The 25,242-nt window shown below is 55.2% G+C and carries 30 protein-coding genes; 17 read left to right on the forward strand and 13 right to left on the reverse strand.

All coding sequences use genetic code 11. From position 1 onward, the window contains the following. Positions 1-122 precede the first annotated feature (122 nt). Both yjfN and bsmA read right to left on the reverse strand, forming a co-directional pair. Entirely contained in the window at positions 123-410 is a 288-nt protein-coding gene (gene yjfN, locus C1N69_RS02095; protein ID WP_021240708.1) for a DUF1471 family protease activator YjfN, read from the reverse strand. A 136-nt stretch (positions 411-546) separates the two neighbouring features. Further along, positions 547-876: a biofilm peroxide resistance protein BsmA gene (gene bsmA, locus C1N69_RS02100; RefSeq protein WP_025758271.1), complete on the reverse strand. Its 330-nt coding sequence runs from the start codon at positions 874-876 to the stop codon at positions 547-549. 138 nt (positions 877-1,014) lie between these two features. On the opposite strand from bsmA, the gene yjfP reads away from it, so the two are divergent. Next, positions 1,015-1,737 carry an esterase gene (gene yjfP / locus C1N69_RS02105; protein ID WP_059385654.1) on the forward strand — a complete coding sequence of 241 codons (723 nt, stop codon included), beginning with the start codon at positions 1,015-1,017 and terminating at the stop codon, positions 1,735-1,737. On the opposite strand, the gene ulaR is transcribed toward yjfP, so the two are convergent. Together ulaR and ulaG are read right to left on the reverse strand one after the other, a co-directional pair. After that, positions 1,734-2,489: an HTH-type transcriptional regulator UlaR gene (gene ulaR, locus C1N69_RS02110; RefSeq protein WP_045284422.1), complete on the reverse strand. Its 756-nt coding sequence runs from the start codon at positions 2,487-2,489 to the stop codon at positions 1,734-1,736. The two genes, yjfP and ulaR, sit on opposite strands and share 4 nt — an antisense overlap. 110 nt (positions 2,490-2,599) lie before the next feature. After that, a complete protein-coding gene (ulaG, locus tag C1N69_RS02115) occupies positions 2,600-3,664 on the reverse strand; it encodes an L-ascorbate 6-phosphate lactonase (RefSeq protein WP_155030588.1) in 1,065 nt (354 codons plus the stop codon). 358 nt (positions 3,665-4,022) lie between these two features. Here ulaG and ulaA point away from each other — a divergent pair, with 358 nt between their 5' ends. From ulaA to C1N69_RS02145, 6 genes are read left to right on the forward strand one after another with little or no spacing between them, the layout of a single operon-like run. Next, positions 4,023-5,423 (forward strand): PTS ascorbate transporter subunit IIC, encoded by a 1,401-nt coding sequence (gene ulaA / locus C1N69_RS02120; RefSeq protein ID WP_025758275.1) that lies wholly within the window; start codon positions 4,023-4,025, stop codon positions 5,421-5,423. A gap of 12 nt (positions 5,424-5,435) precedes the next feature. Next, complete coding sequence (gene ulaB, locus C1N69_RS02125; RefSeq protein ID WP_000218355.1) at positions 5,436-5,741, forward strand: PTS ascorbate transporter subunit IIB; 306 nt, start codon at positions 5,436-5,438, stop codon at positions 5,739-5,741. A gap of 9 nt (positions 5,742-5,750) precedes the next feature. Continuing rightward, positions 5,751-6,218, forward strand: coding sequence for a PTS ascorbate transporter subunit IIA (gene ulaC, locus C1N69_RS02130; protein ID WP_155030589.1), 468 nt, complete (start codon positions 5,751-5,753; stop codon positions 6,216-6,218). 12 nt (positions 6,219-6,230) lie between these two features. Beyond that, a complete protein-coding gene (gene ulaD, locus C1N69_RS02135) occupies positions 6,231-6,881 on the forward strand; it encodes a 3-keto-L-gulonate-6-phosphate decarboxylase UlaD (RefSeq protein ID WP_155030590.1) in 651 nt (216 codons plus the stop codon). Between the two features lie 9 nt (positions 6,882-6,890). Next, positions 6,891-7,751 (forward strand): L-ribulose-5-phosphate 3-epimerase, encoded by an 861-nt coding sequence (locus C1N69_RS02140; protein ID WP_039265362.1) that lies wholly within the window; start codon positions 6,891-6,893, stop codon positions 7,749-7,751. Further along, on the forward strand, positions 7,744-8,430 hold the full coding sequence (locus tag C1N69_RS02145) for an L-ribulose-5-phosphate 4-epimerase (RefSeq protein ID WP_155030591.1): 687 nt from the start codon (positions 7,744-7,746) through the stop codon (positions 8,428-8,430). Before C1N69_RS02140 ends, C1N69_RS02145 begins: the two co-directional genes overlap by 8 nt. A gap of 140 nt (positions 8,431-8,570) precedes the next feature. On the opposite strand, the gene yjfY is transcribed toward C1N69_RS02145, so the two are convergent. Further along, a complete protein-coding gene (yjfY, locus tag C1N69_RS02150) occupies positions 8,571-8,846 on the reverse strand; it encodes a DUF1471 family protein YjfY (RefSeq protein ID WP_025758282.1) in 276 nt (91 codons plus the stop codon). 340 nt (positions 8,847-9,186) lie between these two features. Here yjfY and rpsF point away from each other — a divergent pair, with 340 nt between their 5' ends. The 4 genes from rpsF to rplI are packed head-to-tail and all read left to right on the forward strand — an operon-like array spanning position 9,187 to position 10,626. Next, on the forward strand, positions 9,187-9,582 hold the full coding sequence (rpsF, locus tag C1N69_RS02155) for a 30S ribosomal protein S6 (protein WP_025758283.1): 396 nt from the start codon (positions 9,187-9,189) through the stop codon (positions 9,580-9,582). Positions 9,583-9,588: 6 nt separating this feature from the next. Further along, complete coding sequence (gene priB, locus C1N69_RS02160; RefSeq protein WP_025758284.1) at positions 9,589-9,903, forward strand: primosomal replication protein N; 315 nt, start codon at positions 9,589-9,591, stop codon at positions 9,901-9,903. 4 nt (positions 9,904-9,907) lie between these two features. After that, a complete protein-coding gene (gene rpsR / locus C1N69_RS02165; RefSeq protein ID WP_000135199.1) occupies positions 9,908-10,135 on the forward strand; it encodes a 30S ribosomal protein S18 in 228 nt (75 codons plus the stop codon). A gap of 41 nt (positions 10,136-10,176) precedes the next feature. After that, positions 10,177-10,626 (forward strand): 50S ribosomal protein L9, encoded by a 450-nt coding sequence (gene rplI / locus C1N69_RS02170; protein WP_003856039.1) that lies wholly within the window; start codon positions 10,177-10,179, stop codon positions 10,624-10,626. Positions 10,627-10,694: 68 nt separating this feature from the next. Here rplI and C1N69_RS02175 read toward each other — a convergent pair whose 3' ends face one another. Beyond that, positions 10,695-11,339 carry an OapA family protein gene (locus tag C1N69_RS02175; protein WP_155030592.1) on the reverse strand — a complete coding sequence of 215 codons (645 nt, stop codon included), beginning with the start codon at positions 11,337-11,339 and terminating at the stop codon, positions 10,695-10,697. Between the two features lie 232 nt (positions 11,340-11,571). Here C1N69_RS02175 and fklB point away from each other — a divergent pair, with 232 nt between their 5' ends. Beyond that, complete coding sequence (gene fklB, locus C1N69_RS02180; protein ID WP_008502892.1) at positions 11,572-12,192, forward strand: BamJ family beta-barrel-assembly machinery protein; 621 nt, start codon at positions 11,572-11,574, stop codon at positions 12,190-12,192. Between the two features lie 312 nt (positions 12,193-12,504). Beyond that, complete coding sequence (cycA, locus tag C1N69_RS02185; protein ID WP_094919568.1) at positions 12,505-13,914, forward strand: D-serine/D-alanine/glycine transporter; 1,410 nt, start codon at positions 12,505-12,507, stop codon at positions 13,912-13,914. A 109-nt stretch (positions 13,915-14,023) separates the two neighbouring features. On the opposite strand, the gene C1N69_RS02190 is transcribed toward cycA, so the two are convergent. Next, complete coding sequence (locus C1N69_RS02190) at positions 14,024-15,166, reverse strand: IS481 family transposase (RefSeq protein ID WP_047958346.1); 1,143 nt, start codon at positions 15,164-15,166, stop codon at positions 14,024-14,026. Positions 15,167-15,300: 134 nt separating this feature from the next. Continuing rightward, complete coding sequence (gene ytfE, locus C1N69_RS02195) at positions 15,301-15,963, reverse strand: iron-sulfur cluster repair protein YtfE (protein WP_155030593.1); 663 nt, start codon at positions 15,961-15,963, stop codon at positions 15,301-15,303. Between the two features lie 244 nt (positions 15,964-16,207). Here ytfE and C1N69_RS02200 point away from each other — a divergent pair, with 244 nt between their 5' ends. After that, positions 16,208-17,857 carry a methyl-accepting chemotaxis protein gene (locus C1N69_RS02200; RefSeq protein WP_155030594.1) on the forward strand — a complete coding sequence of 550 codons (1,650 nt, stop codon included), beginning with the start codon at positions 16,208-16,210 and terminating at the stop codon, positions 17,855-17,857. Between the two features lie 39 nt (positions 17,858-17,896). Here C1N69_RS02200 and C1N69_RS02205 read toward each other — a convergent pair whose 3' ends face one another. From C1N69_RS02205 to C1N69_RS02215, 3 genes are all read right to left on the reverse strand, one after another. Next, entirely contained in the window at positions 17,897-18,862 is a 966-nt protein-coding gene (locus C1N69_RS02205) for a DMT family transporter (protein ID WP_155030595.1), read from the reverse strand. A 75-nt stretch (positions 18,863-18,937) separates the two neighbouring features. Beyond that, positions 18,938-19,762, reverse strand: a complete 825-nt coding sequence (locus C1N69_RS02210) for an AraC family transcriptional regulator (RefSeq protein WP_155030596.1) — start codon at positions 19,760-19,762, stop codon at positions 18,938-18,940. Between the two features lie 81 nt (positions 19,763-19,843). Next, on the reverse strand, positions 19,844-20,692 hold the full coding sequence (locus tag C1N69_RS02215; RefSeq protein WP_155030597.1) for an SDR family oxidoreductase: 849 nt from the start codon (positions 20,690-20,692) through the stop codon (positions 19,844-19,846). Between the two features lie 84 nt (positions 20,693-20,776). On the opposite strand from C1N69_RS02215, the gene C1N69_RS02220 reads away from it, so the two are divergent. Next, a complete protein-coding gene (locus C1N69_RS02220; RefSeq protein WP_025758293.1) occupies positions 20,777-21,163 on the forward strand; it encodes a winged helix-turn-helix transcriptional regulator in 387 nt (128 codons plus the stop codon). Positions 21,164-21,231: 68 nt separating this feature from the next. Here the strand turns inward: C1N69_RS02220 and C1N69_RS02225 are convergent, their stop codons facing one another. Next, the gene (locus C1N69_RS02225) at positions 21,232-23,175 is read right to left on the reverse strand and encodes a bifunctional 2',3'-cyclic-nucleotide 2'-phosphodiesterase/3'-nucleotidase (RefSeq protein ID WP_155030598.1); all 1,944 of its coding nucleotides are present in this window, start codon (positions 23,173-23,175) and stop codon (positions 21,232-21,234) included. Positions 23,176-23,365: 190 nt separating this feature from the next. Here C1N69_RS02225 and cysQ point away from each other — a divergent pair, with 190 nt between their 5' ends. Beyond that, on the forward strand, positions 23,366-24,106 hold the full coding sequence (gene cysQ, locus C1N69_RS02230; protein WP_025758296.1) for a 3'(2'),5'-bisphosphate nucleotidase CysQ: 741 nt from the start codon (positions 23,366-23,368) through the stop codon (positions 24,104-24,106). Here cysQ and C1N69_RS02235 read toward each other — a convergent pair. After that, the gene (locus C1N69_RS02235) at positions 24,100-24,657 is read right to left on the reverse strand and encodes a YtfJ family protein (protein WP_155030599.1); all 558 of its coding nucleotides are present in this window, start codon (positions 24,655-24,657) and stop codon (positions 24,100-24,102) included. The genes cysQ and C1N69_RS02235 overlap by 7 nt on opposite strands. Before the next feature lie 324 nt (positions 24,658-24,981). On the opposite strand from C1N69_RS02235, the gene C1N69_RS02240 reads away from it, so the two are divergent. After that, on the forward strand, positions 24,982-25,188 hold the full coding sequence (locus tag C1N69_RS02240; protein ID WP_008501430.1) for a DUF1107 domain-containing protein: 207 nt from the start codon (positions 24,982-24,984) through the stop codon (positions 25,186-25,188). Positions 25,189-25,242: the final 54 nt, after the last annotated feature.

Raw genomic sequence — 25,242 nt, forward strand, 5'->3', positions numbered from 1 at the left:
TTACGTTTACTAAATTAGTGTAACAAAATGTTATTATATTGTTGTTAATTGGTTTTATCGGAGATAAAAAATTTGCAAAAACGAAAAGCCACTAAAAATAAGTGGCTTTTATCAGGAGGGGATTATACGTAGAGAATGGCCTGTACCCGCCAGTGGTCAATATGGTTATCTTCCTGCATCTGGATGATGCGATACCAGGAAGCACCCTGCTCATCGGCCTTTAATGCCACGACACGTTCAACGTCCTGCGGGCTCCCCGAGATATTATTCACGGAGATCTGGCCAATTTCATTCAGGCCAGTCACACAATCAGCACTGGCGAATTCTGCCGACTGCGCGGTTGTGCTCACCAGGCCTGCTGAGAGCAACAGAGAGGTCAAAGCAAGAGTTCGTTTCATCGTCAGCTCCATTTCACATATCTCCGGTATCCGCCGGGCAATCCTTCGCGAATAAACTCCCTTCCATTGACGCGGTCGTGGAGTTTATTGTGGACAGGAAAATGTCTATGGACGCAAAGCAGTGTAAATGTCGTTCAAAGGAAAACCATTATTTACGGTACAAAATAGCCTGTGAGTACCACTGTCCCGTTATGATGGTTTCGTCGATCATAATGATGACGTAGTAATCTGCTTTGGCGGCGACGGCTTGTGCTTTTATTGCCTCTTCTGCGTCATCCGGAGAACCGCGAACCAGCGCGGAGACGGTGCCCATTCGTTGTAATCCTTCCGTCTGATTACGACGAATCTCCTGTGGATGATCGGCGACCGGTGGAGCGGGTTGCGGCGTACCCTGCAGCGCGCTACAGCCACTGAGCAGAAACACCAGCAATAAAGCAGCAAACCTGCGCATAACCATATCTCGTTTCCTGATAGCCATAGTGTAGTTGTCTGTGAATTGAGTTTGCGGGGGAATGTTCCCGAAGTGTTAGCTGGGACGTATATTTCGAATGAAAATGACGTGAAAGCGTAACCCAGTTCTCAACATTATGAATCATACATTCGCAGAGGGTCGACAATGATTGAAATTGAAATACGCCACCTCGGCGACCATGAGATTTTACACGCCACGCCCGCGGGCAAACGTGATAAACCGCTACCGGTTGTCGTTTTCTATCACGGGTTTACGTCATCAAAACTGGTTTACAGTTATTTTGCAGTGGCGCTGGCGCAGGCGGGGTTTCGGGTAGTGATGCCGGATGCTCCCGACCACGGCGCACGCTTCACGGGCGATGAACAGGCGCGGCTTGGGCGGTTCTGGCACATTCTGCACGGCAGTTTGACCGAGTTTGCCGGGTTGCGTGATGCGCTTTATGCGGCCGGGTTGGTGGCCGACAATCGACTGGCCGTGGCCGGGGCGTCGATGGGGGGGATGGCTGCGCTGGGGATTATGACGCATCATCCTGACGTGACGTCCGTCGCCTGTCTGATGGGCTCGGGTTATTTTACGTCGCTGGCGAAGACCCTTTTCCCCCCTCAGGATGTCGCGGAAGTGACGGCGACGCTGGCAGAGTGGGAGGTGACCCGGGCATTGCCACGTCTGGCCGATCGCCCGCTGCTGCTGTGGCACGGTGATGCGGATGATGTGGTACCACCCGAAGGCACTTTCCGTCTACAGCAGGCGTTAAAGCATGAAGGACGGGACGGTAATCTGACGTGCCTGTGGGAAGCGGGCGTCCGTCACCGCATCACGCCAACGGCGCTGGACGCCACGGTAGCGTTTTTCCGCCAGCACCTTTAAACGCGCAGGATTTTTACGCCCTGATCCTCCAGCTTCTGGAGGATTTCCGGGTTGGCGCCTTTGCCGGTGATCACCATGTCGATCTGTTCGGCGCGGCTGAATAACATCCCTGCGCGCTCGCCCACTTTGCTGCTGTCGACCAGCACCACGAGCTTGCCCACGACGTTGAGCATGTTTTGTTCCGCCATGGCGGTCAACATATCGGTTTTATACAGGCCATCCGCGGTCAGGCCTTTGCCGCTGGTAAACATCCAGTGTCCGGCATAGAGACTGTTTTCGCTGTCCTGCGGGCTGAGCGTAATGGACTGACTCTTGTTGTACTGGCCGCCCATGATCACCACGCTCTCGTGCTCCTGATCGATCAGATAGTTAGCGAGCGGTAAGTAGTTAGTGATGATTTGCACCGGTTTGCCGCACATTTCGCGACCCAGCAGAAACGCCGTGGAGCCGCAGTTGATGACCACACTCTCGCCGGGATTCACCAGCTGTGACGCGGCTCTGGCAATTCGCACTTTTTCATCATGATTTTGTGCCTGATGGATATTCATTGGGGTCCAGCGAGGGCGCTGCTGGCTGATGGCTTCTGCCCCGTTGCGGACTTTTTTCAGTTTGCCGCTTTCGTCCAGCTTATTGATATCCCGCCGCGCCGTTGCCGGGGAGATCCCTAAACGTTCGATCACTTTCTCGACGGTGACGAACCCTGTTTGCGCCAGGAGTTCCAGGAGAATTTGATGCCGTTGCGCTTCCGTCATGAGCTATTCCGATAAGAATTGATTTGAAAAGATAATATTTGAAATAGCCTGAAAATACTAAAAGAAATATGGCCTCGCCAGGCATCCTGTCTGGCGAGGCGGCTGCACAATCAGAGGAAGGACTTGAATGGCAGGTCAGGCTCAATGGTGAAGCAATCATCGAAACCACGCGGGTAGTGATATTCGAGATTATCTTTGTCCAGCGGCCAGGTGAATTTGCCGCCGACCTGCCAGATGAACGGCTTGAAGCCATACTTCAGGCGATCTTTCTTCATCTCCCACAATACGCGGATTTCCTGCGGATCGGCCTGGAAATTCGACCAGATATCATGGTGGAACGGGATCACCACTTTGGTGTTCAGTGCTTCCGCCATGCGCAGCATATCGGCGCTGGTCATCTTGTCAGTAATACCGCGCGGGTTCTCGCCGTAGGAGCCCAGCGCCACATCAATCTGATGTTCGTTACCGTGCTTCGCATAGTAATTAGAGTAGTGAGAGTCACCGCTGTGGTAGAGGGAACCGCCAGGGGTTTTAAACAGATAGTTGACTGCACGCTCATCCATACCGTCTGGCAAAACGCCCGCGGCCTTTTGATCGGCTGGCAGGGTAATCAATGCGGTACGGTCAAAGGCATCCAGCGCATGGATTTCAATGTCTTTGATTTTCACCACGTCGCCTGGCTTCATCACGATGCAACGCTCTTTTGGCACTCCCCAGCCGACCCATAAATCCACGCAGGTCTGCGGCCCGATAAACGGCACGTTGCCAGGGCAGTTTTGCATCACAGCCGCCGCCACGTTGACGTCGATATGATCGTTATGATCGTGAGTGGAGAGCACAGCATCGATCTGGCGAATCGCAAAGGGATCAAGCACAAACGGTGTCGTACGCAGGTTCGGCTGTAGTTTTTCGACACCCGCCATACGCTGCATCTGATGCCCTTTTTTCATCAGTGGGTTGCCGTGGCTCTGTTTGCCCGTGCCGCACCAGAAATCAACACAGATATTCGCGCCACCCTCTGACTTCAGCCAGATGCCGGTGCAACCCAACCACCACATTGCAAAAGTACCTGGAGCCACGTTTTCCTGTTCGATCTCTTCATTCAGCCAGCTACCCCATTCCGGGAAGGTGCTCAGAATCCATGATTCACGGGTGATGGTGTTCACTTTACTCATCGTTTTCACTCCTGCTTTAATCAAAAGTAATCACATTGTGATTTGTTGTGATTAATGCTGGCATCCTTTAACGCACTTTGCAATGGTAAAAATGCGGAATTTTATCTGTTCTACTTCACGGTTTTGCCGCTTTTACCTTGTTAAACGAGTTGGAAATAAACATTAATTGTATGAATTATATGGGTTAATTTTATTCTTTAGTGCGAATGAGAAAGCCATTACTTACTGCAGGGAAATAATTTGCGGGATACGTCACAAATAATCAAATTCAATCTTGTGGTGATTATTTGTGATTAATAGAGTGATGACACCAACCTCACAGGGATTGCCCCTTGTGTTCTCATTGCTGGAGAGAGTTATGGAGATCCTCTACAACGTCTTTACCGTTTTCTTTAATCAGGTAATGACTAACGCCCCGCTGCTGCTGGGGATTGTGACGTGCCTGGGTTATATCCTGCTGCGTAAAAGCGTGAGCGTGATTATCAAAGGCACGATTAAGACCATTATCGGCTTCATGCTATTGCAGGCAGGGTCTGGCATCCTGACCAGCACCTTTAAGCCGGTCGTGGCGAAAATGTCGGAAGTGTATGGTATCAACGGCGCGATCTCTGATACCTACGCCTCAATGATGGCCACCATCGATCGTATGGGGGATGCCTACAGCTGGGTGGGTTACGCGGTTCTGCTCGCGCTGGCGCTGAATATCCTTTACGTTCTGCTGCGCCGCATTACCGGTATTCGCACCATCATGCTGACGGGGCACATCATGTTCCAGCAGGCAGGGCTGATCGCGGTGTCTCTCTTTATCTTCGGTTACCCCATGTGGACCACGATTATCTGCACGGCCGTGCTGGTATCGCTCTACTGGGGGATCACCTCCAACATGATGTACAAGCCGACGCAAGACGTCACTGACGGCTGTGGCTTCTCCATCGGCCATCAGCAGCAGTTTGCCTCCTGGATTGCTTACAAAGTTGCTCCGTACCTGGGTAAAAAAGAGGACAGCGTTGAAGATCTTAAGCTGCCGGGCTGGCTGAATATCTTCCACGACAACATCGTCTCAACCGCCATTGTGATGACCATTTTCTTCGGGGCCATTCTGCTCTCCTTCGGTATTGACGTGGTGCAGGCGATGGCGGGGAAAACCCACTGGACGGTCTATATCCTGCAGACCGGTTTCTCCTTCGCGGTGGCGATTTTCATCATTACTCAGGGCGTCCGTATGTTCGTTGCTGAGCTCTCGGAAGCCTTCAACGGGATCTCCCAGCGCCTGATTCCCGGCGCGGTGCTGGCCATCGACTGCGCCGCTATCTACAGCTTCGCGCCGAACGCGGTGGTCTGGGGCTTTATGTGGGGCACCATCGGCCAGCTGATTGCGGTGGGCATCCTGGTGGGCTGCGGCTCGTCCATTCTGATCATTCCTGGCTTTATCCCGATGTTCTTCTCCAACGCCACCATCGGTGTCTTTGCGAACCACTTTGGCGGCTGGCGCGCAGCGCTCAAGATCTGCCTGGTGATGGGCATGGTGGAAATCTTCGGTTGCGTGTGGGCGGTCAAGCTCACCGGTATGAGCGCCTGGATGGGCATGGCGGACTGGTCAATTCTGGCCCCACCGATGATGCAGGGCTTCGCCTCCGTCGGACTGGTCTTTATGGCCGTCATCATCCTGATTGCACTGGCTTATATGTTCTTCGCGGGTCGCGCGCTGCGCGCAGAAGAAGATGCGGAAAAACAAACAGCAGAAGTTTCTGCTCATTAAGGAGTTTCGATTATGACCGTACGTATTCTGGCTGTCTGTGGCAATGGGCAAGGTAGCTCCATGATCATGAAGATGAAAGTGGACCAGTTTTTAACCCAGTCAAACATTGACCACACGGTAAACAGCTGCGCGGTGGGCGAATACAAAAGCGAGCTGAACGGCGCGGATATCATCATCGCCTCTACTCATATCGCCGGTGAAATCACCGTGACGGGCAATAAATATGTGGTGGGTGTACGCAACATGCTGTCGCCTGCGGATTTCGGCCCCAAGCTGCTGGAAGTGATCAAAGAACACTTCCCACAAGACGTGAAGTAAGGACGCCCTATGAAACTACGTGATTCGCTGGCAGAGAATAACTCCATCCTTTTACAGGCTGAGGCCAGCACCTGGCAGGAAGCGGTCAAGCTGAGCGTGGACTTACTGGTTAAGGCTGACGTGGTCGAGCCGCGTTATTACCAGGCCATTCTTGATGGCGTGGAACAGCACGGCCCTTACTTTGTCATTGCGCCAGGTCTGGCCATGCCGCATGGCCGCCCGGAAGAGGGCGTGAAGAAAACCGGCTTCGCGCTGGTGACGCTGAAAACGCCGCTGGTGTTTAACCATGAAGATAACGACCCGGTCGACATTCTGATCACCATGGCGGCCGTTGATGCCAACACCCATCAGGAGGTCGGCATCATGCAGATCGTCAACCTGTTTGATGACGAAGCTAATTTTGACCGTTTACGTGCCTGCCGCACCGCGCAGGAAGTGCTGGATTTAATTGATAACGCCACAGCGGCGGCCGTTTAAGAGGAATTGAAAATGTCATTACCTATGTTGCAGGTTGCGCTGGATAACCAGACGTTGTCCCACGCTTACGAAACTACCCGTCTGATCGCCGAAGAAGTGGACATCATCGAAGTGGGCACCATTCTGTGCGTCGGCGAGGGCGTTCGCACCGTTCGCGACCTGAAAGCGCTCTATCCACACAAAATCGTGCTGGCGGATGCCAAAATTGCTGACGCAGGAAAAATTCTCTCCCGCATGTGCTTCGAAGCTAACGCTGACTGGGTCACCGTGATCTGCTGTGCGGATATCAACACCGCGAAAGGTGCGCTGGATGTGGCAAAAGAGTTCAACGGCGATGTGCAGATCGAACTGACCGGTTTCTGGACCTGGGAGCAGGCACAGGCGTGGCGCGAGGCTGGCATTCAGCAGGTGGTTTATCACCGCAGCCGTGATGCCCAGGCCGCGGGCGTGGCGTGGAGCGATGCGGATATCAGCGCGATTAAACGCCTGGCGGATATGGGCTTTAAAGTGACCGTTACCGGTGGTCTGGCGCTGGAAGATCTGCCGCTGTTCAAGGGCATCCCGATTCACGTCTTTATTGCGGGGCGTAGCATTCGTGATGCGGCCTCTCCGGTAGAAGCTGCGCGTCAGTTCAAACGCTCAATCGCTCAGCTTTGGGGCTAAGGAGCGGGTATGTTGTCAAAACAGGTCCCGCTTGGCATCTATGAAAAGGCACTCCCTGCGGGGGAGTGCTGGCTGGAGCGGTTGCAGCTGGCAAAACAGCTGGATTTCGATTTTGTCGAAATGTCAGTGGATGAGACGGATGCGCGTCTCTCTCGCCTCGACTGGAGCCGCGAACAGCGTCTGGCGCTGGTGAGCGCTATCGCGGAAACGGGCGTGCGCGTGCCTTCCATGTGCCTCAGCGCCCACCGTCGTTTTCCGCTTGGCAGCGAAGATGATGCCGTGCGTGCGCAGGGGCTGGCGATCATGCGTAAAGCCATTCGTTTTGCGCAGGACGTTGGCATTCGCGTGATTCAGCTCGCCGGGTATGACGTTTACTACCAGGAAGCTAATGATGAAACGCGCCGTCGTTTTCGTGACGGCCTGAAAGAGAGCGTCGAGATGGCCAGCCGCGCGCAGGTGACGCTGGCGATGGAGATCATGGATTATCCGTTGATGAACTCCATCAGTAAGGCGCTGGGCTACGCGCACTACCTGAACAACCCGTGGTTTCAGCTCTATCCTGATATCGGCAATCTGTCGGCGTGGGATAACGACGTACAAATGGAGCTGCAGGCGGGTATCGGGCATATCGTGGCGGTTCACGTCAAAGATACCCGTCCTGGCGTATTCAAAAATGTTCCGTTCGGCACCGGGGTGGTGGATTTTGAACGGTGCTTCCAGACGCTCAGGCAGACCGGCTACTGCGGGCCGTACCTGATTGAGATGTGGAGTGAAACGTCGGACGACCCGGCCGCGGAAGTGGCAAAAGCCCGGGACTGGGTACGCGAGCGCATGGCGCAGGCGGGGTTACTGGAGGCTGAATATGCTTAAGCTCAAACAGCAGGTCTTTGAGGCCAATATGGATCTCCCGCGTTACGGACTGGTTACGTTCACCTGGGGCAACGTCAGCGCTATCGATCGCGAGAAGGGGCGGGTGGTAATCAAACCGAGTGGCGTAGCGTATGACACCATGACCGTTGACGATATGGTGGTGGTGGATCTCGACGGACAGGTTGTGGAGGGAAAATGGCGTCCCTCTTCAGATACGGCCACGCATCTGGCGCTGTACCGACGCTATCCATCACTGGGCGGCGTCGTGCATACCCACTCGACCCATGCCACGGCCTGGGCGCAGGCGGGGCTGGCCATTCCGGCGCTGGGTACGACCCATGCGGACTACTTCTTTGGCGACATACCCTGCACCCGCGCGTTAACGCAGGCTGAAGTGGAAGGGGAGTACGAACTCAATACCGGGAAGGTGATTATCGATACGCTGGGTGAAACTGAACCGTTGCATACGCCGGGCATTGTGGTCTATCAGCACGGTCCGTTCGCCTGGGGAAAAGATGCTCACGACGCGGTACATAATGCTGTCGTGATGGAGGAAGTGGCACGCATGGCGTGGATTGCCCGCGGCATCAACCCACAGCTTCAGGGCATTGATGATTACCTGATGAACAAGCATTTCATGCGCAAGCACGGCCCGAATGCCTATTACGGGCAGAAGTGAATACGTGCTCTGGAATACCGAAAACGGTTGTAACCGGTGGTATTTCAGAGCCATTCACAAAAAAAAGCCCCCGGGCAGGGGGCAACGTAAACTATGGCTATGTTCTCGTTGTTGGCTTTCCTGGTGCTAGCGTTAAAGCGTTATCGGTAAATATCTGCACTGGCGTGCATATTGCCGTTGCTGCCGGGCTCACGCGTCAGAACGACGTGATAGTAGGTTGCGCCCTGCGCATCGGTTTCTTCATTAAGCGCCTGATCTGCTTCACTTTCAGTGGCGAAATTATGATTAATGTAGATTACGCCCAAGCTTTGCACATCATCCATGTTCCTGGCCTGCCGGCCGTCTATTTTGATGGCTGCCATCGCGTTTGCACTGAGCAAAAGCGCCGCCATAATGGCTAATGCGATTTTTTTCATGATTTGCGCTCCACGACTGCGTGCTGTGAGAGGGAGGGGCTCCTTCTTTAATTCAGGTGGTCTCTGATTAAAGTGTAATCACTCATCCGGCGGGGATGCGTGACCATTTCTGATGCAGTTGTTCAAAAAAACACCGCTTCCAGGTGCGATTAATTTTAAATCACCCACTTAGACCAGCTTTACGCTTTGTGCGAATTATTTGTGCAATCAGCTTGAGTTTCCGGGGGCGCGCAAGTATTATGACGCGTCAATTTTTCAGCCGACCTTTAACACGTTCCTTGCCTCCCCGGGCCTCGGCTGACCCAGACAGGAGGCTGAATAATCCGTAAGGAGCAATTCGATGCGTCATTACGAAATCGTTTTTATGGTCCATCCTGACCAGAGCGAACAGGTTCCGGGTATGATCGAGCGCTACACTGGTGCAATCACTGCAGCAGCGGGCACGATCCACCGTCTGGAAGACTGGGGCCGCCGTCAGCTGGCTTACCCGATCAACAAACTGCACAAAGCTCACTACGTTCTGATGAACGTTGAAGCGCCGCAGGAAGTGATCGATGAGCTGGAAACTAACTTCCGCTTCAACGATGCCGTTATCCGCAGCATGGTTATGCGTACTAAACACGCAGTTACCGAAGCATCTCCGATGGTTAAAGCGAAAGACGAGCGCCGTGAGCGTCGCGATGATTTCGCAAACGAAACCGCAGATGATTCTGATGCTGGGGATTCTGAAGAGTAATTTCTGATGACCAACCGTCTGGCGTTGTCCGGCATCGTATGCAGGGCTCCCCTTCGAAAGGTCAGTCCATCAGGAATTCCGCATTGCCAGTTCGTGCTTGAGCATCGTTCTGTGCAAGAGGAAGCCGGGTTTCACCGGCAGGCGTGGTGCCAAATGCCCGTTATTGTTAGCGGACACGAAAACCAGGCCATTACTCACAGTTTAACGGTCGGTAGTGCAGTAATCGTTCAGGGGTTCATTTCTTGCCACAAGGCAAAGAACGGTCTGAGCAAAATGGTTCTGCATGCCGAGCAGATTGATTTGATAGATTCTGGAGACTAGCCATATGGCACGTTATTTCCGTCGTCGCAAGTTCTGCCGTTTCACCGCGGAAGGCGTTCAAGAGATCGACTATAAAGATATCGCAACGCTGAAAAACTACATCACCGAAAGCGGTAAGATTGTCCCAAGCCGTATCACCGGTACTCGTGCAAAATATCAGCGTCAGCTGGCTCGCGCTATCAAACGCGCTCGCTACCTGTCCCTGCTGCCGTACACTGATCGTCATCAGTAATCGGGCACGGTCCATTAATACGACTTTAAGAGGATAAGGTAATGCAAGTTATTCTGCTTGATAAAGTAGCAAACCTGGGCAGCCTGGGTGATCAGGTAAACGTTAAAGCGGGCTACGCTCGTAACTTCCTGGTTCCACAGGGTAAAGCTGTTCCAGCTACCAAGAAAAACGTAGAGTTTTTCGAAGCACGTCGCGCTGAACTGGAAGCCAAACTGGCTGACGTTCTGGCGGCTGCTAATGCTCGCGCTGAAGCAATCAACGCACTGGGCACTGTTACCATCGCTTCCAAAGCTGGCGACGAAGGTAAACTGTTCGGTTCCATCGGTACCCGCGATATCGCTGATGCAGTTACTGCAGCAGGCGTTAAAGTGGCTAAGAGCGAAGTTCGTCTGCCGAACGGCGTTCTGCGTACCACTGGTGAGCACGAAGTTGACTTCCAGGTTCACAGCGAAGTGTTCGCTAAACTGGTTGTTAACGTTGTAGCTGAGTAATTTTTTACTCTGCTCACGTTGAAACGCCGGCCTTGCGCCGGCGTTTTGCTTTTTAAAGAAACCGGTTTTTAACGCGCCCGGATAAAACTGCCGTCAGGCTGGCGAGTAAACAGCACCTGCTGACCATTGCCGGTATCAATCGTTAATCCTGTCACCACACCGCTGGCATTCTGGCGAATCTGCACCATCTGCCCGTTCTGCAGGTTACTGAGCGGCTTACCCGCGCCTTCCACTTGCGCCATGGCATAGACGTCGGTCGGCGGCAGGTTGTGGTCGCGGAACAGCTGCGCCAGGGTTTTGCCCGGCTCCACGCGATAGGAACGCCACTGCTGTTCAATACCGGTGGGTTGTTGTGCCGGTGGCGCAGACGGGGTGGCGGCCTGCTCCTGCGGCTGTTCATCCTGAATGGGCTCCGGCTCAACCGGCGCGACCTGACCCGGATCGTTCGACGGGGTGACGAGTTGCGTCTGCATGGGTTGTGCGTCAGGCTTCGGTCGCGTTTGCGACTGAATGTCCAACTGAGCGTTGCGGGTGACGGGCGCGGTATCGACATCATCGCCACCGGAAGGAAGCAGGAAGCCCACGATCACCATCAACGCGCCAATGATGATCCCTCTGCGATGCAGAGGCGGCAGCGGATCCATGATGCGAAAATTGTCCGGCGCCTGCCAGATTTTCGCCAGGGTAGGTTTCAGTTCAAATCGCCCGGGCATGGCACTCCTCCTGCTCCGCGTCTTTTTATCCTGTGCTCCGAAGTATAGTTTGCTAACTGCCTGAACGACGTAGCAAACCCGACATCCGTGACATCAGTTCGGGATTAATCCTGGTTCTCTCTATTGTTTCTGTTTCGTCGCGGTTTGTCACCTTAACTTCAGACAAAGTTTTACCCATAAGGGCATGGCTGATATGCTGCCCGCTACTTTAAATGTGATGGAAGGAAAACCCATGACCACCCCGACTTTTGACACTATCGAAGCGCAGGCAAGTTACGGTATCGGCTTGCAGGTAGGACAGCAACTGAGCGAATCCGGCCTGGAAGGTCTGTTACCAGAAGCGCTGGTGGCGGGTATTGCTGACGCGCTGGAAGGCAAACAGCCTGCCGTTCCGGTCGATGTCGTACACCGTGCGCTGCGTGAAATCCACGAACGTGCTGACGCCGTGCGTCGTGCGCGCTTTGAAGAGATGGCAGCCGAAGGTGTGAAATATCTCGAAGAGAACCGTGAGCGTGAAGGCGTGAACAGCACCGAGTCCGGTCTGCAGTTCCGCGTGATCAATCAGGGCGACGGCGCAATCCCGGCGCGTACCGACCACGTTCGCGTCCACTACACCGGTAAACTGATCGACGGTACCGTTTTCGACAGCTCCGTCGCGCGCGGCGAACCGGCTGAGTTCCCGGTGAACGGCGTTATCGCGGGCTGGATCGAAGCGCTGACCCTGATGCCAGTCGGTTCCAAATGGGAACTGACTATCCCGCATAACCTGGCTTACGGTGAACGTGGCGCTGGCGCGTCCATTCCGCCATTCAGCACCCTGGTATTTGAAGTCGAGCTGCTGGAAATTCTGTAATCGACTTTTCTTATTTCCTCTCCCCGGCTGGGGAGGGGAAAATAGTGTTAAAACCTATAGTTACGACGTAATCAATATTTTATCTTGCAAACGAAACTGTTGCGTGTATTTTTGTGAGCTGTTTCGCGCTGTATGAGTGATATGACACTCACTTTCAACATATTGTTAACATAATATCTAAATCATAGTGTTCATCCCGCCGATTCTTACCTAATATCGATTAGCCCTTACATGGGGAACGTCATTTTTTGACGTATTTAAAGGCCAGAAGAGCCTTAACAACACAGACAGGCATAAACAGGAAAATATCACATGGTAGATCAGGTCAAAGTCGTCGCCGGCGAAGAGGCGTCGTCTGAACAGTCGCTACGGCGCAATCTCACAAATCGTCATATTCAGCTCATTGCCATTGGGGGGGCCATCGGTACCGGGCTGTTTATGGGGTCAGGCAAAACCATCAGTCTCGCCGGACCGTCAATCATATTCGTGTATATGATTATCGGTTTTATGCTGTTCTTCGTGATGCGTGCAATGGGTGAATTGCTGCTCTCGAATCTCGAATACAAATCCTTCAGCGACTTTGCTTCTGACCTGCTTGGCCCGTGGGCAGGCTATTTCACCGGCTGGACCTACTGGTTCTGCTGGGTTGTAACCGGTATGGCGGATGTCGTGGCGATCACGGCTTACGCGCAGTTCTGGTTCCCGGGACTGTCGGACTGGGTGGCCTCGCTGGCGGTCATTGTGCTGCTGCTGAGCCTCAACCTTGCCACCGTTAAAATGTTCGGTGAGATGGAGTTCTGGTTCGCGATGATTAAGATCGTGGCCATTGTCGGACTCATCGTGGTGGGTCTGGTTATGGTGCTGACGCACTTCCAGTCCCCAACCGGTGTTCAGGCATCGTTCACCCACCTGTGGAATGACGGGGGCTGGTTCCCGAAAGGCATCAGTGGCTTCTTTGCGGGCTTCCAGATCGCGGTGTTCGCCTTTGTAGGGATTGAGCTTGTCGGTACGACCGCTGCGGAAACCAAAGATCCGGAGAAATCACTGCCGCGCGCAATCAACTCCATTCCGGTGCGTATCATCATGTTCTACGTGTTCGCGCTGATCGTCATTATGTCGGTGACGCCGTGGAGTTCAGTGGTGCCAAGCAAGAGCCCGTTCGTTGAGCTGTTCGTGCTGGTGGGTCTGCCTGCTGCCGCGAGCCTGATTAACTTCGTGGTGCTGACCTCTGCGGCTTCATCTGCCAACAGCGGCGTGTTCTCAACCAGCCGTATGCTGTTTGGTCTGGCGCAGGAAGGCGTGGCGCCGAGCGCGTTCGCGAAGCTCTCTAAACGTGCCGTACCGGCGAAAGGGCTGACCTTCTCGTGCATGTGCCTGCTGGGTGGCGTGGTAATGCTCTATGTGAACCCAAGCGTGATTGGCGCGTTTACCATGATCACCACGGTCTCTGCGATTCTGTTCATGTTCGTCTGGACCATCATCCTGTGTTCATACCTGGTGTACCGCAAGCAGCGTCCACACCTGCATGAAAAATCGATCTACAAAATGCCGCTGGGCAAGCTGATGTGCTGGGTGTGCATGGCGTTCTTCGTGTTCGTACTGGTTCTGCTGACGCTGGAAGATGACACCCGTCAGGCACTGATCGTCACGCCGCTGTGGTTTATCGCGCTGGGGCTGGGCTGGATGTTTATCGGTAAGAAACGTATGGCAGGCGTACGGTAAAAGTAAAACGGCAACTTCGGTTGCCGTTTTTAGTTTTTGCACCCTCTCCCCGTGGGTGTACGGTCCGGGGACATGGTAGACAGGTGTTCGGGGACATGGTGAACACTTTTTAACATCCTTTACCCATGGTGATCGACTTTTTCTTCAGGTCGATCACCCCCACTTTCGTGCTGTACCACCACACTTCATAGCAGCCATCCTCCTGCGTCTCCTTCAGTCCGACCCGTTCTCCCCTGAACGCTTTACCCGCGCTCAGACTTACCCCTTTCACGCTCAGCTTTCCGCTGATATCCACTTTCCTGACCATCACGCCCTCGTCGTATTCCGGGGGCGTTGTGTTGCCGCTGTACCGTCGCGATGACGGCTGATACCGCGAGCCCGGTACCGCCATATCCAGCGCCTCATGCGGGCGTTCAAGGTTATAGACCGTCCGCCAGTGGTCGAAGGCGCGCTGCAGTTCACCGCTGTCCGCGAACCACTTCCCCTGCAGCACTTCCGCCTTCAGGCTGCGGTGAAAACGCTCCAGCTTGCCCTGCGTCTGCGGATGATACGGCCGGGAGTGCCCCACCCGGATACCCTGGCGCATAAGCCACAGCTCCAGCGCCGTCCAGGTGCCGGTGGTGTCTCCCCACGGTGAGCCGTTATCCATCGTCATCCTGTCCGGCAGGCCGTAGCGTTCAAACACGCTGACCAGCTGCTGCTGCACGGTCTCACGACGTTCATCGTTACAGTGCACCAGGCACAGGGAAAAACGGGAGTGGTCGTCCAGCAAAGTGAGCGGATGGCAGCGGCCACCGCCAAAGGGAAAGTGGCCCTTAAAATCCATCTGCCAGAGCCGGTTGGGCGCATCATGTTCGAACCGTCCCGTGGCGGGAATGCCCGGTGAAGTGCCCGGCAGCAGGCCGTGACGGGCCATCAGGGTATGAACGGTGCTGAAGGCGGGCATGGTGTGCCCCTGGTCTTCCAGCCAGCGTTTAATCTTGCGGGCTCCCCAGCGTTGATGACGGTCATGGGCCATGCGCAGCAGGGCAGTGATGTCGTCAGATGAGCGGTTCGGGGAATGGTGCGGTATGCGCGGGCGGTCCTGAAGGCCGGAGGCCCCTTCCTCCGCCCAGCGACGAAGCCACTTGTAGCCGGTGGCAGGTGAAATGCCGAAGCGACGGCAGAGGGAACGGATGTTCGCCCCGTCCTGCGAGGCGAACAAAACAAACTCGGTACGTAATGACATGGTATCTCTCGCATCCCAGGGCATAAGCGACTCCATAAACGGGTTCTTATGCCTTAGTTGTAAGTGTCTACCATGTCCCCGAACAAGCGTTCACTATGTCCCCGGACCGTACAGTGGGAGAGGGCCGGGGTGAGGGCATCAGGCCGCACCGGGCTTTTTTATTCCCCCGCTAATGCCCGCGGGAACAGAACGTTATTCTCAAGACTGATGTGCTCCATCAGGTCATCGATCATCTCGTTAATGCCGTTATACATCGCTTTCCATGTGGTGCACGCTTCCGGTGGCGGGGTGACGTTGTGGGTGGTGTGCTTGATCACCTCCAGCAGTTCGCCCGCCTCATCATGTTCGCTTTCCATTACGCTGATGGGCCCCATCGCCTGACTGCCCATTCCCTGTTTTATCATCGGGAAGAGGATCTGCTCCTCTTTCATCATGTGGCTGGAGAGCTCTTCGTGCAGCAGGGTCAGGTATTTCGCCAGGCCGCGGGGTACGGAAAGTTTGTCGGCATGAACGCGTTCCACTTTGGTCGCCTGCAGGATCAGTTCCGGCAGTTGTTCGCGATGACGGTCATGGTAACGTTTGATGATATGGTCAATGATTTCCGCAAGCGGGGCGGCTCGCCAGTCCTTGTCGACAGGCTGCTCGGCCAGACGTGCCAGCTCTGCTTCAATCACCTCAACGTCCAGCGCCTTGCGCGAAGCCGCACGTGCCAGGGTTTGCTTACCGCCGCAGCAGTAATCCATATCGTATTTACGGAACAGCGCAGAAGCGCGAGGAATGGAGAGCGCCAGCTCGCCAAGGGGTTGGTCGCGAAAGGCCATAGCAGTTACCTCGTCATCAATAATATAAATTGCATGTTAAATGCATCTTTATGGTGATGCTATAACCCTTAGGAGGGAAGGGTATAAATGCGATGCAGATCACAAAAAAATAGCTCTTTTAACTCCCTGAATGGGCTCGGGAAAATCCTTTAGAAACTTTTTAAAAGTGGAGAAACAGTAAACAACCCGCCGCCCCTGCCGATAGATCCACGTCAGACAAACCTGCATATAACAAAGGCAACGCATGTTTAAACGTATAAAAGTCATTACCCTTCTCATTTCGGTGCTGCTTGTGCTCGGCATCATGCAAGTGATTTCTGCCGGTATCTTTATCAACGCGCTGAATAACGATAAAGACAACTTCACCGTGTCGCAGCTTTCCAGCAAAAATGTGGCGGAGTTTACCGACGCGTGGATCAGCCTGAACCAGGCGCGCGTCACCCTGAACCGCGGGATGCTGCGCCTGCAAAGCAGCATGGCCTCGCAGATTAACGGCGGGCAGTTAAATGAGCTGGTGAACACGGCGAAAAACCTGCTGGCGGAAGCGCAGGTCCATTACGATAAATATTATGCCTTGCCGAATACCCCGGGGCTGGATGAAAACCTGGCGAACCGGCTTGAAGAGCAGTACCGCATATACTCCGCGACGCTGACGCAAATGAACGTTCTGCTGAGCCAGGGCAATCTGGAAGATATGTTTAAGCAGAATGCGGAGCAAAAACAAAACGCGATGCAGACGGTTTATCGTGAATGGCGTGAAGCGCAGGCTGCGCTGACAGATAAAGGCATTCAGGATAATGAAAGTGATTACAAGCGCATCCTGTGGATCCTCTCTGCGGTGATGTTGCTGGTGATTGTGGTGATTATTTCCAGCTGGGTAGCCATGCGCCGCGTGCTGCTGCTGCCGCTGGAAGAGGTCATCAACCATATCCGTGCCATTGCGGCAGGGGATTTGACCCAGCCGATTCAGGCAGACGGTAACAATGAAATGGCGATTCTGGCGCGCAACGTGCAGGAGATGCAAACCTCACTGGCGAACACCGTGGGCGTGGTGCGAGAAGGGGCCGATACCATTTACACTGGTGCCGGTGAAATTTCTGCCGGCAGTAACGATCTCTCTTCCCGTACCGAACAGCAGGCTGCTTCCCTGGAAGAGACGGCAGCCAGCATGGAACAGCTGACGGCAACCGTGAAGCAGAACGCCGATAACGCGCGTCAGGCTTCCCGTCTGGCGCTGGATGCCTCTTCAACAGCGAAGAAGGGCGGAAACGTGGTCGAAGGCGTTGTGCGTACGATGGAAGAGATCGCCACCAGCTCCAGCAAAATCGCGCAAATTACCAACGTGATCGACGGTATTGCCTTCCAGACTAATATCCTGGCGCTGAACGCGGCGGTGGAAGCGGCACGCGCAGGTGAGCAGGGGCGTGGCTTTGCGGTGGTGGCCGGTGAAGTGCGTACCCTGGCCCAGCGCAGCGCCCAGGCGGCGAAAGAGATCAAAGCGCTGATCGATGATTCCGGCGAGCGCGTAAACGCCGGCTCGCAGCTGGTTAACGAAGCCGGAGCCACGATGGCTGAGATCGTTAATGCGGTCACCCGCGTGACCGACATCATGGGCGAAATTGCCTCGGCTTCTGACGAGCAGAGCCGCGGTATCGACCAGGTGGGCCAGGCGGTAGCCGAGATGGACCGCGTGACCCAGCAGAACGCCTCGCTGGTGGAAGAGTCTGCAGCCGCGGCCGCCGCGCTGGAAGACCAGGCTGCTCGTCTGAACGACGCGGTGGCGGTGTTTAAAATCATCCGCAACCAGGCGGTCAAAACGGCACCGGTAAAAACCTATGTGCCTAAAGCGCAGCCCGTCGCGGCTACGTCTGAAGCGAACTGGGAAACGTTTTAATATCATGCCGGGTAAGGCGTAGCCGCCACCCGGCAAAAATCACATCTCCGACGCCGGAACGACCCTCGGTTTTTCCGGCTTCGCTCTCACCGCCATCACCACCCCCACTACCAGCAACGCGATCCCGCAGGCCGTTAACAGCGGCGGTACGCTCTGGCGCATCAGGAAGGTATACAGCAACCCGGCCAGGGTTTCGAAGACAATCAGCGGCCCTAAGATCACCGTCGGCAGCTTCTGGCTGGCAATGTTCCAGCACAGCGCGCCCACCCAGGAGCAGAGCACGGCAATGGCGATCATCAGCCCGACAAAGACCCACGGTCGCGGTCCGAAGGGCTGGGTGAAGTCCGGCTGTTGATGGCTTAACCAGATACACGCCCCAACATATCCTACCAGTGAGACCGGCAGCGTCACCAGCGCCTGCGCTGTTGCCCACATCATTGGATGTTTATCCGGGTTCTCCCGCAGCCAGCGCGCATTGCGCAGGGCATACCAGGCCCAGCATGCGACAGAAATAAACGCCAGGCCGATCCCCGAGCCGTAACGCCAGAGGCTGAAGTCCACCCGCCCATGACGCAGTTCGGCAATATTGACGCATACCAGACCCACGGCGGTGCAGATCAGCGCTGGCGCCATTTTTGACCACGCCAGTTTGCCATCTCGCTGGCTGTAAAGCAGGTTCGCAAAGACGGGGATGACGACCGGCAGCGTGCCGATAATCATGGTCGACACCGGCGCGCCGGTACGCTGAATGGCGCTGGCGAGGCACACGTAATAGATAAGATTACCCATCATGGTCAGCGCCAGCGCGGTGCCCCAGTCCTGACGGCTAAGCTGACGCAAGCGTGCGCGTCCCAGCCACGCCAGGGGGAGGGCAATCAGCCCCAGCGCCAGATAACGTCCTGTCGACTGCAGCAGTGCCGGGTATTCGGGCACGATCAGCGGACCGACAAAAATCAGCCCCCACATCATCCCGGCCAGCAGGGCATACAACACACCACTAATCATTTTTCCATCCACATTGATTCACGTTGCGATCAGTGTAGGCGGGGCAAAGGGGGGCGTATTGTATGAGATTGCGCATTAGCGCCGGGCGACCTGCTTCTGATAGCGCACGGGGGTAATGCCGTAGCGGCGGGTAAACGCGCGGGTTAAATGCGACTGGTCGGTCAGCCCGGTTGCGGCGGCGACTTCTGCTGCGGGCATGCCGTGCGTGAGGAACGCCTTGGCGCGCCACAGGCGGATGGCCATCAGCATCTGATGCGGCGTCACATGAAAATGGGCTTTGAACTGGCGCTGGAAATGGTACGGGCTCAGCGAGACGACGCTGGCCAGCTCGTCCAGCGTCAGGGCGTGCATATAGTTATCGTGCAGATACTCACGCACCCGTTCGAACCGATGTGCCCCTTCGTGAATAACCGGCGCGTGGTGGGCTAACGGCTGGAAGGTCTCAATCAGATCCAGCAGCATCCCTTTTTGCGCCAGCGGGTCGTCCGTGTGCCACAAACCATAAATGAGTCTGCCGATTTGCTGCGAGCGCAGCGGGTCATAACGGGTCACATCGCTAAACCACCAGTGCCGGAGGCCGGTAACCTCTTCCAGCAGATCGGGTTCGATGTACACCATCCGGTAGCGCCAGCCGTCTTCGGTGGCGGATTCACCGGTATGGATCTCGTCCGGGTTCATGGTCACAACGGATTTTTCAGGGGCGAGATGCTGGGTGCCGCGATAGCGAAAACGCTCGGCACCGGTTTCAATGGTGCCGATTCCGAAGGCTTCATGGGTATGAGGCTCAAAGGCATAGCGGGAAATATGCGCGTGATAGAGTTCGATGCCCGGCACCTGCGCCAGATGGCGAAAGCGCGCGTGGTCTCTCTCATCAATGAACTGTTCCGGTACGCCTTGCACGGGGAGCCTCCTCATGGGTCATCTCTCCATTATCAAAGATGACCCGAAGGGATGCCACAAAAAATAACCAGTTCTTAACAATTACAGGATGGCTTTGACGCTCTCCGCCAGCGGCGTGGTCGGGCGGCCGATCAGTTTGCTCAGGGTGCGGCTGTCGTCGTACAGGCCGCCTTTCGACGCGCCCACATCGGAGTCCGCCAGCATATCCGCCAGCCCTGCCGGCAGACCAACCCCCTTCAGCGCGGCGGCAAAATCCGCCTCACTGAGGTTCTGATAGGTGACCGGCTTCCCGCTCTGTTTGCTGAGCTCAGCCGCCAGTTCGCTCAGCGTCCAGCCGTGGTCGCCCGCCAGTTCGTAGACCTTGCCCACATGGCCCTCTTCAGCAATCACTTTGGCCGCCGCTGCGGCATAGTCTGCACGGGTGGCAGAGGCAATCTTGCCGTCACCGGCTGCACCAATAAAGACGCCATGTTCCAGTGCAGGCGGCGCGCTTGCCAGATAGTTTTCGGTATACCAGCCGTTGCGCAGCAGGGCATAAGGAATGCCGGACGCCGCCAGCGCGTTTTCCGTGGCAACGTGCTCAACGTGCAGACCCAGCGGAGAGGTGTCCGCATGCAGCAGGCTGGTGTAGGCGATAAATTTCACGCCAGCGGCTTTGGCGGCGTTAATCACGTTCTGGTGCTGTGTCGCGCGCTGGCCGACTTCGCTGGACGAGATCAGCAGCAGTTTATCCACGCCATTCAGCGCAGCGGTGAAGGCGGCTTCGTCGGTGTAGTCAGCCTGACGCACCACAATCCCCTGCTGGCTCAAGGCTTGCGCTTTCGCCGGGTTACGTACGATGGCTACAATCTGGCCGGCCGGGACGGTTTTTAGCAGCTGTTCGATAACAAGATGGCCAAGCTGGCCGGTAGCGCCGGTAATCGCGATCATGATGAATCTCCTTCGTGTTTGTCTGGTGTTGTGGCACACTAGCACCATAGCTAACTTTTAGTAAGTACGTACAAAAAGGTAAGTATGAAAACAACGATCCCGACGCTTAGCGAACAAATGCGCGATGGCAATCTCTTCGCGGAACAGTGTCCTTCGCGGGAGGTACTCAAACACGTGACCAGCCGCTGGGGGGTACTGATTCTGCTGGCCCTGCGTGAGGGAACGCACCGCTTTAGCGATCTGCGCCGTAAAATGGGCGGCGTAAGTGAAAAGATGCTGTCCCAGTCACTCCAGGCGCTGGAGATGGACGGGTTTGTCGATCGCGTGTCGTATCCGGTTGTGCCGCCGCACGTAGAGTATAGCCTGACGCCGCTTGGCGTAGAGGTGAGCGAGAAAGTCGCCGCGCTGGCGGACTGGATCGAGGTGAATACGCCGAAGGTGATGGCGAATCGGGACGAGCGGGCGGCGTAAAAGGCGGGAATGGGCGGCCTGATGCCCTCACCCTAACCCTCTCCCACAGGGAGAGGGAAGTTTTTCTTTTACTTGCTCAGGTCAAGCTGATAAATGGCGAACCCAATATCATCTGTCGCCACCTGTTTCATCGGATACTGCGCTTTATCCTTAATAAACGCGGCTGCCTTATCGGACGGTGAGGTTTCAACGCGGATGTCCAGCGGCGTCGCGCTGTGGATCGGCGCCAGACGCCAGTTGTTATCCACCGCCGGGTGAATTTCTCCACGCTTTTTCGACTCCGCGCCGATCCAGGCGGCCAGCACCGCGCGGTTTTCGTCCGGCGAGGCAAAGGCGATGTGGCTATCCCCCGTACCGGCAAACTTGCCGCCGTAGGCGCGATAGTTATTGGTCACCACCAGGAAGGTGGCTTTGGGATCAATCGCTTTGCCGTTGAAGGTCAGGTTTTTGATGCGCTCTGCCTGCGGGTTAATCGCCTGACACTCGCCGTCATATTTTGCCGGCTGGGTCACGTCAATCTGGTAGTTCACGCCGTCGATCACGTCAAAGTTGTAGGTGCGGAAACCGTCCCAGTTAATCAGCGACTGCGGCTTACTGCTGTGCGGATCAATCTGGTTAAACTGCCCGGCGGAGCACTCCAGCCACTCTTTTACCTCCTGACCGGTCGCTTTTACCACCACCAGGGTGTTCGGGTAGAGATAGAGATCGGCGGCGTTACGGAAGGTCAACTGGCCCTTTTCAACCTCCACATAGCTTGCCGGATCGTTCTTACGCCCGCCCACTTTGAACGGTGCCGCGGCGGAGAGGAGCGGCAGTTTTGCCAGATCCGGATCGCCCTGAATAAAGTGTTCGGCATAGGCTTTCTGAGCCATGTTGACCACCTGGACGGTCGGGTCATCCTGCACCAGCGCCAGGAAGCTGTACATATTGTCTGCGGATTTGCCGATCGGTTTGCTGACGAATTCACGGGTGGCGTCGTGATCGTGCTTCAGCACGTCGACCAGCTTTTTATCTTCCGCCGCCAGTGACTTTTTCGCTGCCGCGTCGTAAATCGGGCGCGCTTCAGCTTTTGAGTGCGTGACCTTCCAGCTGCCGCCGTCGTTATTCAGCACCAGATCCACCACGCCGAGATGGTCGCCCCACATGCCTGGCATCACCGATGGCACGCCGTTGAGCGTCCCTTTCTCGATGTCCGCTCCTTTAATGCTGGCAAAATCGTTGCCCGGGAAGACCGCGTGAGCGTGACCGAAGAGGATCGCGTCGACGCCCGGAACTTCACTCAGGTAGTACACGGAGTTTTCTGCCATGGCCTGGTACGGATCGGCCGAGAGGCCGGAATGGGCGACCACGACAACCAAATCCGCCCCTTTCTCGCGCATCTCCGGCACGTATTTACGCGCGGTCTCGGTAATGTCGTTAACGGTGACTTTGCCGCTGAGGTTTGCCTTATCCCACGTCATGATTTGCGGCGGCACAAAACCGATGTAGCCGATTTTCAGCGTCTGCTTGTTACCGTCCTGGTCGACCACCTCTGTCTCTTTAATCAGGTAAGGGGTAAAGAGCGGCTTTTGGGTCTTAACGTCAATGATATTGGCGTTAACGTACGGGAATTTGGCCCCTGCCAGCGCATCATGCAGGTATTTCAGGCCGTAGTTGAATTCGTGGTTGCCGAGGTTGCCGACGGTGTAGTCCAGCGTGTTCATCGCTTTATACACAGGGTGGATCTCGCCTTTTTTCAGTCCCTTCGCCGCCATGTAATCGCCGAGCGGGCTGCCCTGAATGAGATCGCCGTTGTCGACCAGCACGCTGTTTTTCACTTCACCGCGCGCGGCGTTGATCAAACTTGCCGTACGTACCAGACCGAATTTTTCCGTCGGGGTATCTTTGTAGTAATCGAAGTCCATCATGTTGCTGTGCAGGTCGGTTGTTTCCAGAATACGCAGATCAACCGTCGCCGCCTGCACGCTCGCTGCAATCAGCGTCGCCAGGAGCGTTGCGCTAAACTTAATCATCAGAGGAGTCCTTTTTTCGATCCAGGCCACAAAAGAGTATGTATCTATAACGTGTTGCTTACAGAAATGTGAATCCTGACAGAAAAAAGTAACCTGAAACCGGAATTGCTTCACAGATAGCGGAATTGTTCACATTACGATATAACTAAAACAAAGAGTTAACCTCACTGCGTTAACAAAGAGGTGGAAAATGCTAGATAAGATTTGTCAGCTCGCACGGGATGCGGGGGAAGCCATCATGCAGGTGTATGACGGTAGTAAACCCATGGAGGTTGTCAGCAAAGCAGATGACTCTCCGGTCACGGCAGCGGATATCGCGGCGCATAAGGTGATCCTGCAGGGTTTACAGGCCTTAACGCCGGACATCCCTGTGCTCTCTGAAGAAGCGCCGCAAAGCTGGGAAGAGCGCCAGCACTGGCAGCGTTACTGGCTGGTAGACCCACTGGACGGGACGAAAGAGTTCATCAAGCGCAACGGTGAGTTCACCGTAAACATTGCCCTAATTGAGAAAGGCAAAGCGGTGCTGGGCGTGGTCTACGCGCCGGTGTTGAAAGTGATGTACAGCGCCGCAGACGGGAAGGCCTGGAAGGAAGAGTGCGGCGTACGTAAGCAGATCCAGGTGCGCGATGCGCGTCCACCGCTGGTGGTGATTAGCCGCTCGCACAGCGACAGCGAGCTGCAGGAGTATCTGCAACAGCTGGGTGAACACCAGACCACCTCGATTGGCTCATCGCTGAAATTCTGCCTGGTGGCGGAGGGGCATGCGCAGCTGTACCCACGCTTTGGGCCAACCAACATCTGGGATACCGCGGCCGGGCATGCCGTGGCCGCGGCTGCCGGGGCGCATGTTCATGACTGGCAGGGCAAACCGCTGGACTATACCCCACGCGAATCGTTCCTCAACCCCGGCTTCCGCGTCTCTATTTATTGAGCCAGCAGCTTATGCAGCAGGCCGACAACCTGCTGCACCTCTTCCTGAGTCAATGCCCCGTCTTTTACCCACTCTACGCGGCCCTCTTTATCCAGCACGATAATCGCAGAGCTCTCTTCCTCAAGCTGCCATGCCTTACGCGTCACGCCGTTGCTGTCGACGATAAACTGCGACCACGGGTAGAGCTTTTTATTGCTCTCAAGGCTTGAGCGCACAAACATCCCGGAGCCTGGAATGGCGTCATCGGTATTCACAATGGTGGTGGTCTGGTAGCGGTCATGAGGGAATTTTGCGGCTTTGATCGCTTCCACGAGGTTGGCATTTTTCTCTTTTGCAGATGTACGACCGGCAATATGTTGTACAACTCTCACTTTGCCCGCGAGCTGCGCGCTATTCCAGGGTTTATAGCTAAACTTATCATTGTCGAGAATCAATTCTCCCCGGTCAGCAATGCCGACTGGCGGTACACGTTGTCCTTTTTCAATGTTGTGAGCGCAAGCCCACAGAGGCAGCAGCAGGCAAGCTGCTGCAAGGATAGTACGTAGGGTCATGGCGTTTCCTTATTGTTTGCAGGTGATCCGACCACTTGGTCATGCGCTTTTAATGATAAGTGCGATCAATGTGGTTTTCCCGCAATCGCGATGCCAGTTTGCGGGTCAACGCACATATCCACGAAAAAACGACGGCTTATACTGCCCTCAGTGGCGGTTTGCAAAGATTATTCTGAATAATTGTAATCAAACGGTAAATAAACTTATGCACACTGGGTAACAACGTAGTTCTGGTCTATAGTCATTGGGCATTAAAATTTGCGCTCAGGACAGTCGGGCCGATTGTGGCACCGCAAGAGCGTATGATTCGCAGGAGATACAAGAATGAAAATTTTCCAACGCTACAACCCGCTTCAGGTGGCGAAGTACGTGAAGATCCTGTTCCGTGGACGGTTGTATATCAAGGATGTTGGCGCTTTTGAGTTTGATAAGGGCAAGATCCTTGTCCCAAAAGTGAAGGACAAACAGCACCTGTCTGTGATGTCCGAAGTCAACCGTCAGGTTATGCGTCTGCAAACTGAGATGGCTTAACCAACGTGCTATGCAGTAGTTAAACAAACGGCTCCCGATGGGAGCCGTTGATGT

The organism is Enterobacter sichuanensis (assembly GCF_009036245.1).
Taxonomy (GTDB): domain Bacteria; phylum Pseudomonadota; class Gammaproteobacteria; order Enterobacterales; family Enterobacteriaceae; genus Enterobacter; species Enterobacter sichuanensis.

Coding starts and splice junctions, on each gene's coding strand:
- yjfN (WP_021240708.1), bottom strand. CDS start 410: ATGGAGCTGACGATGAAACGAACTCTTGCTTTGACCTCTCTGTTGCTC.
- bsmA (WP_025758271.1), bottom strand. CDS start 876: ATGGCTATCAGGAAACGAGATATGGTTATGCGCAGGTTTGCTGCTTTA.
- yjfP (WP_059385654.1), top strand. CDS start 1,015: ATGATTGAAATTGAAATACGCCACCTCGGCGACCATGAGATTTTACAC.
- ulaR (WP_045284422.1), bottom strand. CDS start 2,489: ATGACGGAAGCGCAACGGCATCAAATTCTCCTGGAACTCCTGGCGCAA.
- ulaG (WP_155030588.1), bottom strand. CDS start 3,664: ATGAGTAAAGTGAACACCATCACCCGTGAATCATGGATTCTGAGCACC.
- ulaA (WP_025758275.1), top strand. CDS start 4,023: ATGGAGATCCTCTACAACGTCTTTACCGTTTTCTTTAATCAGGTAATG.
- ulaB (WP_000218355.1), top strand. CDS start 5,436: ATGACCGTACGTATTCTGGCTGTCTGTGGCAATGGGCAAGGTAGCTCC.
- ulaC (WP_155030589.1), top strand. CDS start 5,751: ATGAAACTACGTGATTCGCTGGCAGAGAATAACTCCATCCTTTTACAG.
- ulaD (WP_155030590.1), top strand. CDS start 6,231: ATGTCATTACCTATGTTGCAGGTTGCGCTGGATAACCAGACGTTGTCC.
- C1N69_RS02140 (WP_039265362.1), top strand. CDS start 6,891: ATGTTGTCAAAACAGGTCCCGCTTGGCATCTATGAAAAGGCACTCCCT.
- C1N69_RS02145 (WP_155030591.1), top strand. CDS start 7,744: ATGCTTAAGCTCAAACAGCAGGTCTTTGAGGCCAATATGGATCTCCCG.
- yjfY (WP_025758282.1), bottom strand. CDS start 8,846: ATGAAAAAAATCGCATTAGCCATTATGGCGGCGCTTTTGCTCAGTGCA.
- rpsF (WP_025758283.1), top strand. CDS start 9,187: ATGCGTCATTACGAAATCGTTTTTATGGTCCATCCTGACCAGAGCGAA.
- priB (WP_025758284.1), top strand. CDS start 9,589: ATGACCAACCGTCTGGCGTTGTCCGGCATCGTATGCAGGGCTCCCCTT.
- rpsR (WP_000135199.1), top strand. CDS start 9,908: ATGGCACGTTATTTCCGTCGTCGCAAGTTCTGCCGTTTCACCGCGGAA.
- rplI (WP_003856039.1), top strand. CDS start 10,177: ATGCAAGTTATTCTGCTTGATAAAGTAGCAAACCTGGGCAGCCTGGGT.
- C1N69_RS02175 (WP_155030592.1), bottom strand. CDS start 11,339: ATGCCCGGGCGATTTGAACTGAAACCTACCCTGGCGAAAATCTGGCAG.
- fklB (WP_008502892.1), top strand. CDS start 11,572: ATGACCACCCCGACTTTTGACACTATCGAAGCGCAGGCAAGTTACGGT.
- cycA (WP_094919568.1), top strand. CDS start 12,505: ATGGTAGATCAGGTCAAAGTCGTCGCCGGCGAAGAGGCGTCGTCTGAA.
- C1N69_RS02190 (WP_047958346.1), bottom strand. CDS start 15,166: ATGCCCTGGGATGCGAGAGATACCATGTCATTACGTACCGAGTTTGTT.
- ytfE (WP_155030593.1), bottom strand. CDS start 15,963: ATGGCCTTTCGCGACCAACCCCTTGGCGAGCTGGCGCTCTCCATTCCT.
- C1N69_RS02200 (WP_155030594.1), top strand. CDS start 16,208: ATGTTTAAACGTATAAAAGTCATTACCCTTCTCATTTCGGTGCTGCTT.
- C1N69_RS02205 (WP_155030595.1), bottom strand. CDS start 18,862: ATGATTAGTGGTGTGTTGTATGCCCTGCTGGCCGGGATGATGTGGGGG.
- C1N69_RS02215 (WP_155030597.1), bottom strand. CDS start 20,692: ATGATCGCGATTACCGGCGCTACCGGCCAGCTTGGCCATCTTGTTATC.
- C1N69_RS02220 (WP_025758293.1), top strand. CDS start 20,777: ATGAAAACAACGATCCCGACGCTTAGCGAACAAATGCGCGATGGCAAT.
- C1N69_RS02225 (WP_155030598.1), bottom strand. CDS start 23,175: ATGATTAAGTTTAGCGCAACGCTCCTGGCGACGCTGATTGCAGCGAGC.
- cysQ (WP_025758296.1), top strand. CDS start 23,366: ATGCTAGATAAGATTTGTCAGCTCGCACGGGATGCGGGGGAAGCCATC.
- C1N69_RS02235 (WP_155030599.1), bottom strand. CDS start 24,657: ATGACCCTACGTACTATCCTTGCAGCAGCTTGCCTGCTGCTGCCTCTG.
- C1N69_RS02240 (WP_008501430.1), top strand. CDS start 24,982: ATGAAAATTTTCCAACGCTACAACCCGCTTCAGGTGGCGAAGTACGTG.